Below are 12,196 nucleotides of genomic sequence, written 5' to 3'. Positions count from 1 at the left end.
TTGCCCCGTCGAGCACCGAGGGGGATGACATGTCGGGGTATCAGTGGGCGCCCGCGCCCGTCCATCAGCAGCCGCAGGAGCAGCAGGGTTCCAGCGCGATGGCGGTGGCGGCACTGTTCCTGTCACTCGTCTTCTGCCTGCCCGTGCTTCCGCTCGTCGCGATCGTGCTGGCGATCATCGTCCTCGTCTCCGGTCGAGCCGGCCGGGGCATGGCGGTCGCCGCGCTCGTGCTGGCTCCGATGGCCCTGGTCCCCACGGTCCTGGTGTTCACGACAGACGCCTTCGACACCGCCGTGGACGACTTCCGGGAGGGGTTCAACTCCGGGCTGCGCGGCCCCGAAGCGACCCGCGACGCGTCCGGCGAGATCACGGCGGGCTCGCAGGTCGGTGTCGACAACCTCGAGATCGGGGACTGCGTCCTCCGCATGCAGCTGCTCGAGGATCTCTCGCCCGGTGAGCAACCCCTGGGCGAGGTGACGGCGGTCCCCTGCGCCCGAGCCGCACCAGTCGGACGTCTTCCACTTCTACGACCTCGACCCAGCCGGGTTCGACGACCAGAAGGCCCTTGACCGCCAGGCCGAGAAAGGGTGCCTGACCGCCTACGAGGCGTACGTCGGTGTGTCCTTCCGCCGGTCAACCCTCGACCTCATCTACTACTCCCCCGTGGTGGACCAGCCCGGGTTCGCCTCGGACAGGGTTACCTGCCTGGCAACTACCCGCAAGGGGCTCACCGACACCATGCTGGCGGGCTCAAGGCGCCGAGAGGACTGTGGTCGGCGCTCAGACGACGGCGAGCGGCAGGAGCTTCTGGCCCGTCGGCCCGATCTGGATCTCCGTGCCCATCTCCGGGCAGACACCGCAGTCGTAGCACGGCGTCCAGCGGCAGTCCTCGATCTCGATGTCGGCACCGTCGGCGGCCGCGAGGGCGTCCTCCCAGTCCCCCCACAGCCAGTCCTTGTCGAGTCCGGAGTCGAGGTGGTCCCACGGCATGACCTCGTCGTAGTCACGCTCGCGGGTGGTGTACCAGTCGACGTCGATGCCCGTGCCCTCGAGGGCAGACGCCGCGGAGGCCATCCACCGATCGAAGGAGAAGTGCTCGCTCCAGCCGTCGAACCGGCCGCCATCTCGCCATACCTGCTCGATGATCGCGCCGACCCGGCGATCGCCGCGCGAGAGGAGCCCTTCGACGATCCCGGGCTTGCCGTCGTGGTAGCGGAAGCCGATCGCCCGGCCGTAGCGCTTGTCCTCCCGGACGGTGTCGCGCAGCTTCTTCAGCCGCGCGTCGGTCGTCTCGTGATCGAGCTGGGCGGCCCACTGGAACGGCGTGTGCGGCTTCGGCACGAACCCGCCGATGGACACGGTGCAGCGGATGTCGTTCTGGCCGGTGACCTCGCGCCCCTTGGCGATGACCTTCTTCGCCAGCTCCGCGACCTGCAGGACGTCCTCGTCGGTCTCGGTGGGCAGGCCGACCATGAAGTAGAGCTTCACCTGACGCCAGCCGTGCGAGTAGGCCGCCGCGACGGTGCGGATCAGGTCCTCCTCGCTGACCATCTTGTTGATGACCTTGCGCATGCGGTCACTGCCGCCCTCGGGCGCGAAGGTCAGTCCCGACCGCCGGCCGTTGCGCGAGAACTCGTTGGCCAGGGTGATGTTGAAGGCGTCGACGCGGGTCGACGGTAGCGACAGCGACACCCCTCGGCCTTCGTAGCGGTCGGCCAGGCCCTTGGCGACGTCGCCGATCTCGGAGTGGTCGGCACTGGAGAGCGAGAGCAGGCCGACCTCGTCGAAGCCGGTCTTGCGGATGCCGTTCTCCACCATGGCGCCGATGGTCTCGATCGACCGTTCGCGCACGGGCCGGGTGATCATCCCGGCCTGGCAGAAGCGGCAACCGCGCGTGCAGCCGCGGAAGATCTCGACGGAGAAACGCTCGTGGACGGTCTCGGCCAGCGGCACCAGCGGCTTGGCGGGGTAGGGCCACGCGTCGAGGTCCATCAGGGTGTGCTTGGCGACGCGGAACGGGATCCCGGGACGGTTGGGGACGACGGCCTCGATGGTGCCGTCGGCGGCGTACGCCACGTCATAGAACTTCGGGACGTAGACGCCGCCGCTCACGGCGAGCCGGCGCAGGAGCTCGTCGCGCCCGGAGGGCTCGCCCTCCTCCTTCCACTCGCGCACCACCTCGGAGATCGCGAGCACGACCTCCTCCCCGTCGCCGAGGACGGCGGCGTCGATGAAGTCGGCAATGGGTTCGGGGTTGAACGCCGCGTGACCACCGGCCAGCACGATGGGGTCCTCGTCGGTGCGATCCGCTGCGTGCAGCGGGATGCCCGCGAGGTCCAGGGCGTTGAGCATGTTGGTGTAGCCGAGCTCGGTGGAGAAGCTCAGGCCCAGGATGTCGAAGCCGCGGACCGGCCGGTGCTGGTCGACGGTGAACTGCGGGATGTCGTGCTCACGCATCACTGCTTCCATGTCCGACCACACGGCATAGGTGCGCTCGGCCAGGATCCAGTCGCGCTCGTTGAGGACCTCGTAGAGGATCTGCACGCCCTGGTTGGGCAGACCGACCTCGTAGGCGTCGGGATACATCAGCGCCCAGCGGACCGTCGTGTCTCCACCGCAGTCCCAGTCCTTGAGCGTGGAGTTGAGCTCACCACCGACGTACTGGATGGGCTTCTGGACCGACGGCAGGTGTGGCTCGAGCTGACGAAAGACCGATGCCGGGGAGACAGCGACGGACACGGGGCACACCTCGGGGACTAGCAGGAATGGAGCAACGGCCAAGGCTACGTCGGAAGTTGAAACCGTGCGCAGTTTCAGACCTTGACATATCGTTTTTCATTGTTACCGTTTATCATTATCTTATCGACTATCAACACGCATGGGGAGACTGAGATGGCCAAGAAGTCCTTGTTCACGTTCGACCGCTGGGACTTCCTTGGCACGCGCATCGTGCTCGTCGTCATTGCCCTGGGCTCCGTCGCCGTCGGTGTGGTCGTGCCTCTCGTGCGGATGGTCCAGGGTGAGCCCCTGATCCGGCAGCTCGAGACTGGCAGGACCGACGCGCTCGTCACCGACCAGCTGACGGCCAACGGGGGCGCAGCCCTGACGTGGCCGGGCACCGTGGACGCGAGAATCGAGGACGCCGAGGTCGGCACGTGGTTGACCAGCATCCTCCCCGGCGCCGTCCTGGTGATCGGCACGGTGATCGTGGTGCTGGCTCTCTTCCGGCTGCTGTCCAGCATCGAGGCGGGTGCGCCGTTCGCCCCCGCCGCCGTCCGCTCGCTTCGGATCGTCGGCGCGACACTCCTGGCCGGTAGCGTGCTCGTCACCGTTGCGGACTCCTTCGCCAACCGTGCCGTCCTGGAGGTTGCCGTGATCCTGCGAGGCGAGACCACTTTCATGCTCGACCTCGGTGCTGTCGTGGTCTTCGCTGGGGCCGGTCTCATGTGCGCCGCCATCGCCGAGGCCTTCGCCCGCGGGGTCGAGCTGGCCAGCGACGTCGAGGGGCTCGTCTGATGCCTGTCGACGAACCGCACCGGATCGTGTGCCGTCTAGACGAGCTGCTCAGCGAGCGCGGGATGACCCTCACCGCGCTGGCTGAGCAGATCGGCGTCACGATCGTGAACCTCAGCGTTCTCAAGAACCAACGCGCGAAGGCCGTCCGGTTCTCGACGCTGACCGCGATCTGCCAGGCCCTCGACTGCCAACCAGGAGACCTCTTCGTGCTGGGCGACTGAGGTCTGCGGCACACTTCTTCCCGAGCGCCACGACCACGCACACCATCAACCAGGCCACGATCCGGGAGCAGCGAGTGACCAAGCGCGAGAGCCTCATCCGCGCAGCGCTGCTCGTCCTCGTGCTGGGCATCATCGGGACCCTCGTCGTGCTCGACCGCACGCGCGGTGACGACCGGCCCAGCGCCACGGCCACCGAGACGCCCACCGAGAGCACCAGCGAGCCCCCCGCCCCCGAGGTGCCGGCGCCGACGACCCCGAAGCCCGGGGAGGACCGGACCGACACGATCCCCACGCCCCCGCCGGGGATCGAGTCCATCGCGTGCCAGAAGCTGCAGCAGTCGGTGGAGATCCGGGTGCTCGACTTCAACACCCACCGCTCCTACGGCGGCATCGGCACCGTGGCCGCCGAGATAGCAGCCGTCGACCCCGACATCGTGCTGCTGCAGGAGATCGACCGCTTCAAGGGCGGCACCGGCAACATCGATCAGGCCGCGTACTTCGCCCAGGCTCTCGGCATGGACTATGCCTTCGGCGCCAACGTGACGTCGGGCAACGGCGAGTACGGCGTCGCGATCCTCTCGCGCTTCAAGATCCTCGGCTCGCAGAACTACCTGCTCCCCAACGGTCCCGGCGGGGAACAACGCGGGCTGCTCGGCGTCGGCGTCGAGGTCGGCGGCCAGGAGGTGCGGATCTACAACACCCACCTGCAGAACAAGCTGGACGGGCTCCGTGAGGCCCAGGCACGCCACGTCGCGGGCATCCTGGCCAACGAGGACAACCCGATGATCCTGGGCGGCGACATGAATGCGACCGTCAACACCGCCACCCTGGCCCCCCTGACGAACCTGCTCGTCGACGCGTGGTCGGTCGGTTCGGGCCCCGAGGGCACCGGACCCAACGGCTCCCGGATCGACTTCCTGCTGGCCAGCCCCACGATCAAGCCCCAGCGAGCCCAGGTGCTGCGTTCATCGATCTCCGACCACGCGCGCCTGTACGCCGACTTCGTCGTCCCGGCCGCCACCGACTGCCCCACCCAGCCCCGGGGCACGAAACGGAACCAGAAGCGCTGATTCCCGGCGACATCGAGACCGGCGCCATACGCTGTCGGCGGTCGGAGGTCAGGTGTGGCCGCCCGTCGGCGTGGGGTTCATCGCGCTGACCCTCGTCTGGGACGGCGCCAGCCGCCCGAAGCGCCTCGCGGCCGGTGTGGTGGCCATGATGCTGGTGAGCTTCCCCGTCATCGGGATCCTCTTCGGACACCCCGTGCTGGAGAGCAGCGTCATGGCCGTGTTCGACGTGGGCGCTGCAGCGCTGATGGCCCTGGTCTACGCCTGGGCCAAGAAGACGCCCGGGTGGGCACCCCAGGGCGCCCGCTCGCTGGCGGCCATGGTGGGTGCGGCGGTCCTGGCGTCGACAGCGCTGGCGCTGTTCGGGGGATTTCCCGGGCTGGCGTTCGCCGACAGCGAGCCCCTCACCCTGGGGTGGATCGTCCGCAGCGCGATCTTCGCCTTCATCGGTGGCGCCACCTTCGTCACGTTCTTCTCCCCGGACCTGGGTCGGTGGCGCTCCCACTCCCGGCCGTCCCGAACAGGGCTGGCGCTCCTGGTGCCTGCCTCCTTCATCTGCATGTGGGTCGTCTGCCTCGATCCCGAGCTCCCCGTGAGCTGGTTCCCTGCTGATCCCGGCCGTCCGGGCGGGGGCCATGCTCACGCCGTACGGCGCCGCGCTGCACGCCCTCGCGCAGGCCCTGGTCGCCGGGGTGCTCGCCTTCGCGCCCGCCAACCGGTTCGAGCACGACGGGCTGATGCCGTCGTCGCCGGTCATCGACCTCCTGCTGTCCACGTGCACCTTCATGACCATGCACATCGCCCTCCTCCGCGACGAGCGCGAGCGCGCGATCGACGCCGAGCGGATCCTGCGGCAGGAGGCGGACGCGGAGTCGAGGCTGTTCGGTCACATCTTCGACGCGATGTCCGACGGCATCATGCTGTTCGACACGGACGGCCCGATGTTGCGCCACAACACCGCGGCGCGGCACCTGTTCGGGCGACCGCTGCCCGCTCCGGACCGGAAGCGGTCGAGCTATGGACGTCTCCGCCTGGGAGCTCCCCGAGTCGAAGATCCTGGTGCTGCTCACCGACGTGACCAGCCAGCGGCAGCGGCTGGACGAGCTCTCGCGCCTCGCCGGGATCGTCTCCCACGACCTCCTTCGCACCCCCCTGACCGGTCTCCACGGCTGGCTGGAGCTCGCCCGCCGAGGCTGCGCAGGTCGGGAGGACCGAGGACATCGAGCACATGCCGTGTCGCGCCGAGGCCGCCAGTCTTCGCATGGAACGAGTGCTGGCGGAGCTGATCGAGAACGTCGTGTCCACCCACGCGCGCCCCGACACCAAGATCGTGGTCGACGCACCACACGCGGTGAACGCCGCGCCCGACCTCGTGCAGCAGCTGCTGACCAACCTCATCGGCAACGCGGTGAAGTTCGCCCACCCTGGCTCGCCGGCCGAGGTGGAGATCGTCTCGTGCGACGACGGTGAGCCGGGGTGGATCCGGATCGACGTGGCCGACCGCGGTCTCGGTCTGCCCGAGAGCGAGGAGGAGCTGATCTTCGAGGAGTTCCACCGAGCCACGGACCACGCCGCGGGCGTCGGCGGCACAGGTCTCGGCCTGTCCCTGTGCCGCACGATCGTCGCCCGCCACGGCGGCAGCATCAGCGGCTTCACCAACGAGCACGGTGGCGCGACCTTCACGATGACACTGCCCCGGGCCCGCTGAGCGCCGTCCGCTAGCGCCGCGCGAGCAGCCGGGGGTTGGTCAGGAGCCGGGTCGGCAACGCCGCCGACGACCGCAGGTGGATGTTCTGCAGGAGGCCCAGGGCGAGCATGCCGGCGAACATCGAGCTCCCGCCGTACGACACGAAGGGCAGCGGGACGCCCGTCACGGGCATGATCCCCAGGCACATGCCGATGTTCTGGAAGGCCTGGAAGCCGAACCAGCAGGCGATGCCTCCTGCGGCGATGCGCCCGAAGATGTCGTCGGTGTCGGCGGAGATGGCGAGTGCTCGCCAGATGACGATCGCCAGGAGGGCGATCACCAGCCCGGCGCCGGCGAGCCCGAGCTCCTCGCCCGCGACGGTGAAGATGAAGTCGGTGTGCTGCTCGGGCACGAAGCCCGAGCGGGTCTGGGAACCGTCGAAGAGCCCCTGGCCGAACAGGCCGCCGTTGCCGACGGCGATCCGCGCCTGCTCGGTGTTGTAGCCGGCGCCGCGGGGGTCGAGGCCGGGGTTGGTGAAGGCCAGGAAGCGATCGACCTGATAGTCCTTCAGCACGCCTGCGGTCACAGCGAGGGACGCGGCGGCGACGCCGGCGGCGGCGAGGCCCAGCAGCCATCGCCGGTGGGCGCCAGACACCGCCAGCACCCCGAAGACCGTCGCTGTGAGCACCAGCATCGTGCCGAGATCCGGCTGCAGCATGATGAGCGCGGCGGGCACGCCCGCGATGACGAGCATCCCGAGCACCTCGGTGCTTCGCACCCCCCGACGCCAACGGCCTTCGGTACGTTCGGCGACGAGCAACGCCATGCCCACCACGACCGACAGCTTCGCGAACTCGGAGGGCTGGATCGACATGCCCGCGACCTGGATCCAGGAGCGCGATCCGTTGATCGTGGAGCCGGCGACCAGCACGAGGACCAGGCCGACCACGGAACCGACGTAGAAGAGCGGCGCCACGATGCGGACCCATCGGTGGTCGGTCGCCATCACCATCACCATCAGCACGAGCCCGATCGCCACATTCACGAGCTGCTTGGTGAGGTAGGCGGTGGTCTCGCCGCCGGTGAGGTCACCCCGGGTGGAGGTGGCCGACCAGACCAGCAGGGTGCCGAGGAAGACCAGGCCCAGCGCCGCGGACATGAGCAGCCAGTCGAGGCCGGGTGCCCTGAACGTGCCTCGTCCAGAACGCCGTGTCGGGCCGCTCACGGCTGCTCCTCGACCGGAGGAAGGATGGAGCCGTCCGCCAGGAAGGTCGGCAGCGTCCTGGGTGCCACGACCCCCGGGATCGCCGCCTTCTCCGGGTGCGCCTTCTCGCCCCGGACGCCGTAGAGCGTCTCCCAGACCTTGCGGACGGCCTCGCCGGTCGAGCCGGAGCCCGTACCGCCCTGGCTGATCATCATCACCACGACATAGTCCTCGGTGTAGGACGCGACCCAGCCCGTCGACTGCTTGCCGTAGACCTCGGCGGAGCCGGTCTTGGCGCGGATCGTGACCTCGTCGAGCGGGAAGCCCACCAGCTTCCAGGCCATCGTGCCGACCCTGCTGACGTTCTGCAGGGCCTGGTCGATGTAGTCGAGATATCTCTGCGGCACATCCACGGTCCCGCTCTTCGTCGGCGAGATCCGCCGGAGCACCTCGCCCGAGGGGCTCACGACGGCCTTGGCCACCGTCGGCTGCCACAGCGTGCCGCCGTTGGCGAGGGCGGCGTAGCCGCGCGCGAGCTGGAGCGGCGTCACGATCGTGTCGCCCTGGCCGATGGCGAAGTTGACGGCGTCGCCGGCGCGGTAGGCGTAGCCCTCGATGCAGAACTCGCTGGCGAACTTGTAGACGAAGTCGCTCGTGTCCTCAGTCTGCGGCTTGGCCGCGAGGTCGCAGTAGTAGTCCTTCATGGACTCGTAGTAGTCGCGCTTCCACTGCCGGTCGGCGATGCGGCCCGGCGCCTCACCGGGGATGTCGATGCCGGTGCGGGAGCCGAAGCCGAAGGTCTGGGCCTCCTCGACCAGGGGATCCCTGACGTCGACGTCGTCGACGTCGGAGCCGAACTTCTGCCAGAAGTCGTAGCCGACGCGGTAGAAGAAGGTGTTGCACGAGACCTCGAGCGCCTTGGCGAAGCCGATGTTGCCGTAGGACTCCGACTCGTAGTTCTTGAAGACCCGGTTGCCGACCTGGAAACCGCTGGAGCACGGCAGGGAGGTGTCGGTGCGGTAGCCGTTCTGCAACGCGCCCGCGGTCATGAACGGCTTCCACGTCGAGCCGGGCGCGAACTGGCCCTGGGTGGCTCGGCTCAGCAGCGGGGTGCCGGCCTTCTCGGAGTAGAGCCGGTCGAGCTCGGTGCTGCTGATGCCCCCGACCCACACACCCGGGTCGTACGTCGGCTGGCTCGCCATCGCAACGACCCGGCCCGTCTTCGCCTCCAGCACGACGGCGGCGCCCGAGTCTGCGGCGTACTTGCGTCCGGTGACGTCGTCGAACTGGGTGCGCTGGTAGCGGATCCGCTCCAGGAGCGACCTCTCGACCACGCTCTGGACCTTCGCGTCGATCGAGGTGACCAACGTGTCGCCCGGCGTCGCCTCGATCGTGCTGTCGTCCCCGAGCACCCGGCCCATCGAGTCGACGGCGACCCGGCGATAGCCCGGGAGCCCGCGCAACCACGCGTCGTACTGCTTCTCCACCCCGGCGCGACCCACGCTGGAGGCACCGTTGAGGGACCGGTCGTCGGCCTCCTTCACGGCGTCGAGCTCCTCCTCGGTGATCGGGCTGAGATAGCCGAGCACGTGGGCGAGGTTGACCCCGAAGGGGCGCGGGTACGCGCGTACGTTCTGCTGCTCGGCCACGACGGCGGGGTAGTCCTCCGGCTGTTCGAGGATCCGCACGACGACGTCCTGGCTGACATCGCTGGCGATCGGGACCGGCTGGTAGGGCGATCCGTTCCAGCAGGTGCCACGGATGCTGCCCGCGTGCCCGCAGGTGATGAGCTTGTCCTCGACACCGGCCGGCGTCTCACCGACCACGACGGAGACCCGTCGCACGAGCGCCTGGCGCTGGCGCTCTGCCAACTTGTCCAGGAGGTTGCGGTCGACCGAGATCACCCAGGAGGTGCGATTGGCGACGAGCGGGCGTCCCTGGTCGTCGACGATCAGGCCGCGTTGCGGCTGGACCACGATGTCGCGCACCGACTGGTTGGCGGCCTGGGCCTGGTAGGCCTCCCCACCCACCACCTGCAGGTAATAGAGACGCACGAAGAGGGTGGCGAACAAGGAGAAGACGAGGACCTGGACCACGGCGAGGCGCAGCCGGCTCTTCGCCGAACCCGTGACGGCCATCAGGCCGCCGCCAGCTGTGGATCGAGCCGGCCGAACAGCGCCATCAGGGGTGGCAGGACGAGCGGGGTCAGCAGCACGTCCCACAGGACCGCCACGGCAATGACCTCCAGCAGGTCGGGGACCGATGCGCTGTCGCCGAGCACGAGCCCCGTGAGCGCGAAGATCGAGGTGCCGATGAACGAGGCGGCGGCCACCGTCCCCACGACGGCCGCCGCTGTCGGCTTCACGTCCTGGCGGACCCGGGCGGCGAGGAAAGCCACCACGGTGAGGGCCAGGGCCCAGCGCCCCGCGACGTGATCGGCGGGCGGTGCGAGGTCGAGCGCCACCCCGGCCACGAAGCCGAGCACCATCGCCGCGGGGGCGTTGATCGTGAGGGCGGCACCGACGACGACCAGCAGGCAGAGGTTGGGCACGATGCCGTGCCAGGCGACGTGCGGGAACACCGAGGCCTGCAGCACGAGGGCGAGTGCCACGGCGGCGACGGCGATGAAGGGCCGCACCCGGCTCGAGGGCTGGTTCATCGCAGCGCGCCGTCCGCCTCGATCACCGCACGGTCGCTCGCGGTCCCGCTGGGGACCATCACGCCCACGACGTCGAGGGCGGAGAAGTTCACGAACGGCACCACCACGGCTCGCTGTGAGCTCTCGCGCAGGCTGGTGTAGACGTCGGTGACCCGACCCACCGGGACGCCCGGCTGGTAGGGACCCTGTGAGCTCCCCCAGGTGACGACCGTGTCGTGCTTGGCGGGGATGACGCTCCCGTCGACGAGCTTCAGGTCCAGCTCGTCGTCGGCCAGCGACCCGTTGCCGTGGACGAAGCCGATCTCCAGGCTGGACCCGACCCGACCGCCCACGATCGACTCGGTGTCGGTGATCAGCAGCACCGTCGCGGTGCTACGCGTCACCCGCAGCACCCGGCCGACGAGGCCGTCGTTGTTGATGACGGTCATGTCCGGTCCGAGGCCCGCGTTGGACCCGGCGTCGATGGTGACCGTGTTGCTGAAGGACTGCGAGGAGCCGTACGCCACCACCCGCGCGGGAACGAGGGCCTGCCCGAGACTCTCGGCGGCCTGCGTCAGGCCGTCGAACTCCTCGAGCCGGTTCTGGTCGAGGCCCGCGGTCGCCACCTTGCTCTTGAGCTCGGAGTTCTCGGCCTCCAGGTCGCGGATCTCCTCGCTCAGCGAGTCCCGTGAGCGCAACCACGACGGGATGCTCGTGAAGGGCCGGACGACGGTTGCGGTGGCCGTCTGGATGGGCCCGAACGCCTCGCCCATCACGCGGCGCGCGGGCTCGACGGGCGAGTCCGCGCTGGAGTGGAAGTCAAGGGTGATCAGACTGACGCTTGCCAGGACCAGCGCCACGAGCAGCGAGCGTGGCGGGCGGTTGCGTGAGTCGAGACGGTCCATGCCGCGCCAGCGCCTCTCGCGGCCGCTCACCGGACCGCCTCCCCCGAGCCCGCCCATCAGAACCGCCGGCGATCCGAGACGAGGACCTGCTGGAGCGCTTCGAACTCCTCGACGCACTTGCCGGCGCCGAAGGCAACACTGGAGAGAGGGTCCTCGGCGACGTGCACCGGCATGCCGGTCTCGTGCCGGAGTCGCTCGTCGAGCCCCCGGAGCAACGCTCCCCCGCCGGTGAGCACGATGCCGCGGTCCATGATGTCGCCGGCCAGCTCGGGCGGGGTCTGGTCCAGCGTGGACCGGACGGCGTCGACGATGTTGTGCAGCGGCTCCTCGAGGGCCTGGCGGACCTCCGCGCTCGAGATGACCACCGTGCGCGGCAGCCCGGAGGCCATGTCCCGCCCGCGGATCTCCGCCTCCGGCTCGGTGGGGAGCGGGAAGGCGGAACCGAGGGTCATCTTCATCTCCTCGGCCGTGCGCTCCCCCAGCATCAGGGAGTACTCCTTCTTCATCCACGCGATGATCGCCTGGTCGAGGTCGTCCCCGGCCGTGCGCACGCTCATGCTGGTGACGATCCCGCCGAGGCTGATCACCGCGACCTCGGTGGTGCCGCCACCGACGTCGACGATCATGTTGCCCGTGGCCTCATGGACGGGCAGCCCCGCACCGATGGCAGCCGCCATCGGCTCCTCGACGATGTAGACCCGGCGGGCCCCCGCTTGGTAGCCCGCCTCCTTGACGGCTCGCTGCTCGACCGCCGTGATCCCGCTGGGCACACAGATGACCATGCGCGGCTTGGCGAAGTAGCGGCGCCGGTGTACCTGCTGGATGAAGTAGCGCAGCATCTGCTCGGTCGCCTCGAAGTCGGCGATCACGCCGTCCTTGAGCGGCCGGATGGCGGTGATGTTGTCGGGCGTACGCCCGATCATCCGCTTGGCTTCGTGGCCGACGGCCAGCACCTCGC

The 12,196-nt window shown here is 69.3% G+C and carries 14 protein-coding genes; 6 read left to right on the top strand and 8 right to left on the bottom strand.

The features are described 5' to 3' along the window. A partial coding sequence (locus tag JWN68_RS02950; RefSeq protein ID WP_297734449.1) for a DUF4190 domain-containing protein occupies positions 1 to 569 on the top strand: 569 nt, incomplete at its 5' end. A gap of 211 nt (positions 570 to 780) precedes the next feature. On the opposite strand, the gene JWN68_RS02945 is transcribed toward JWN68_RS02950, so the two are convergent. Beyond that, positions 781 to 2,739, bottom strand: coding sequence for a TIGR03960 family B12-binding radical SAM protein (locus JWN68_RS02945; protein ID WP_297734436.1), 1,959 nt, complete (start codon positions 2,737 to 2,739; stop codon positions 781 to 783). Between the two features lie 153 nt (positions 2,740 to 2,892). Between JWN68_RS02945 and JWN68_RS02940 the strand changes: the two genes are divergently transcribed. The 3 genes from JWN68_RS02940 (at position 2,893) to JWN68_RS02930 (ending at position 4,807) form a co-directional block, all read left to right on the top strand. Next, entirely contained in the window at positions 2,893 to 3,516 is a 624-nt protein-coding gene (locus JWN68_RS02940; RefSeq protein WP_297734433.1) for a DUF2975 domain-containing protein, read from the top strand. Further along, positions 3,516 to 3,737 carry a helix-turn-helix transcriptional regulator gene (locus JWN68_RS02935; RefSeq protein ID WP_297734431.1) on the top strand — a complete coding sequence of 74 codons (222 nt, stop codon included), beginning with the start codon at positions 3,516 to 3,518 and terminating at the stop codon, positions 3,735 to 3,737. The genes JWN68_RS02940 and JWN68_RS02935 overlap by 1 nt, the downstream gene beginning before the upstream one ends. 74 nt (positions 3,738 to 3,811) lie before the next feature. Next, positions 3,812 to 4,807 (top strand): endonuclease/exonuclease/phosphatase family protein, encoded by a 996-nt coding sequence (locus tag JWN68_RS02930; RefSeq protein WP_297734429.1) that lies wholly within the window; start codon positions 3,812 to 3,814, stop codon positions 4,805 to 4,807. Positions 4,808 to 4,855: 48 nt separating this feature from the next. On the opposite strand, the gene JWN68_RS02925 is transcribed toward JWN68_RS02930, so the two are convergent. Further along, the gene (locus JWN68_RS02925) at positions 4,856 to 4,978 is read right to left on the bottom strand and encodes a hypothetical protein (RefSeq protein ID WP_297734420.1); all 123 of its coding nucleotides are present in this window, start codon (positions 4,976 to 4,978) and stop codon (positions 4,856 to 4,858) included. Between the two features lie 84 nt (positions 4,979 to 5,062). Then, positions 5,063 to 5,365: a hypothetical protein gene (locus JWN68_RS02920; protein WP_297734419.1), complete on the bottom strand. Its 303-nt coding sequence runs from the start codon at positions 5,363 to 5,365 to the stop codon at positions 5,063 to 5,065. 74 nt (positions 5,366 to 5,439) lie between these two features. On the opposite strand from JWN68_RS02920, the gene JWN68_RS02915 reads away from it, so the two are divergent. Both JWN68_RS02915 and JWN68_RS02910 read left to right on the top strand, forming a co-directional pair. Further along, positions 5,440 to 6,090, top strand: a complete 651-nt coding sequence (locus JWN68_RS02915; RefSeq protein WP_297734418.1) for a PAS domain-containing protein — start codon at positions 5,440 to 5,442, stop codon at positions 6,088 to 6,090. Next, positions 6,066 to 6,512 carry an ATP-binding protein gene (locus JWN68_RS02910; RefSeq protein ID WP_297734417.1) on the top strand — a complete coding sequence of 149 codons (447 nt, stop codon included), beginning with the start codon at positions 6,066 to 6,068 and terminating at the stop codon, positions 6,510 to 6,512. The genes JWN68_RS02915 and JWN68_RS02910 overlap by 25 nt, the downstream gene beginning before the upstream one ends. 10 nt (positions 6,513 to 6,522) lie before the next feature. Here JWN68_RS02910 and rodA read toward each other — a convergent pair whose 3' ends face one another. The 5 genes from rodA to JWN68_RS02885 all read right to left on the bottom strand — a co-directional run. Beyond that, positions 6,523 to 7,716 carry a rod shape-determining protein RodA gene (gene rodA, locus JWN68_RS02905; RefSeq protein WP_297734416.1) on the bottom strand — a complete coding sequence of 398 codons (1,194 nt, stop codon included), beginning with the start codon at positions 7,714 to 7,716 and terminating at the stop codon, positions 6,523 to 6,525. Then, entirely contained in the window at positions 7,713 to 9,833 is a 2,121-nt protein-coding gene (mrdA, locus tag JWN68_RS02900; protein ID WP_297734415.1) for a penicillin-binding protein 2, read from the bottom strand. Before mrdA ends, rodA begins: the two co-directional genes overlap by 4 nt. Continuing rightward, positions 9,833 to 10,354: a rod shape-determining protein MreD gene (gene mreD / locus JWN68_RS02895; protein ID WP_297734414.1), complete on the bottom strand. Its 522-nt coding sequence runs from the start codon at positions 10,352 to 10,354 to the stop codon at positions 9,833 to 9,835. Before mreD ends, mrdA begins: the two co-directional genes overlap by 1 nt. Continuing rightward, positions 10,351 to 11,268, bottom strand: a complete 918-nt coding sequence (mreC, locus tag JWN68_RS02890; protein WP_297734411.1) for a rod shape-determining protein MreC — start codon at positions 11,266 to 11,268, stop codon at positions 10,351 to 10,353. The genes mreD and mreC overlap by 4 nt, the downstream gene beginning before the upstream one ends. Before the next feature lie 26 nt (positions 11,269 to 11,294). Continuing rightward, a partial coding sequence (locus JWN68_RS02885) for a rod shape-determining protein (RefSeq protein ID WP_297734405.1) occupies positions 11,295 to 12,196 on the bottom strand: 902 nt, incomplete at its 5' end.

This window comes from Nocardioides sp. (assembly GCF_025964975.1).
Taxonomy (GTDB): domain Bacteria; phylum Actinomycetota; class Actinomycetes; order Propionibacteriales; family Nocardioidaceae; genus Nocardioides.
This window is presented reverse-complemented; position numbering and strand designations above follow the sequence as displayed.

Coding starts and splice junctions, on each gene's coding strand:
- mrdA (WP_297734415.1), bottom strand. CDS start 9,833: ATGGCCGTCACGGGTTCGGCGAAGAGCCGGCTGCGCCTCGCCGTGGTC.
- JWN68_RS02915 (WP_297734418.1), top strand. CDS start 5,440: ATGCTCACGCCGTACGGCGCCGCGCTGCACGCCCTCGCGCAGGCCCTG.
- mreD (WP_297734414.1), bottom strand. CDS start 10,354: ATGAACCAGCCCTCGAGCCGGGTGCGGCCCTTCATCGCCGTCGCCGCC.
- JWN68_RS02940 (WP_297734433.1), top strand. CDS start 2,893: ATGGCCAAGAAGTCCTTGTTCACGTTCGACCGCTGGGACTTCCTTGGC.
- JWN68_RS02925 (WP_297734420.1), bottom strand. CDS start 4,978: ATGACGGGGAAGCTCACCAGCATCATGGCCACCACACCGGCCGCGAGG.
- JWN68_RS02935 (WP_297734431.1), top strand. CDS start 3,516: ATGCCTGTCGACGAACCGCACCGGATCGTGTGCCGTCTAGACGAGCTG.
- JWN68_RS02920 (WP_297734419.1), bottom strand. CDS start 5,365: ATGCAGATGAAGGAGGCAGGCACCAGGAGCGCCAGCCCTGTTCGGGAC.
- JWN68_RS02910 (WP_297734417.1), top strand. CDS start 6,066: ATGGAACGAGTGCTGGCGGAGCTGATCGAGAACGTCGTGTCCACCCAC.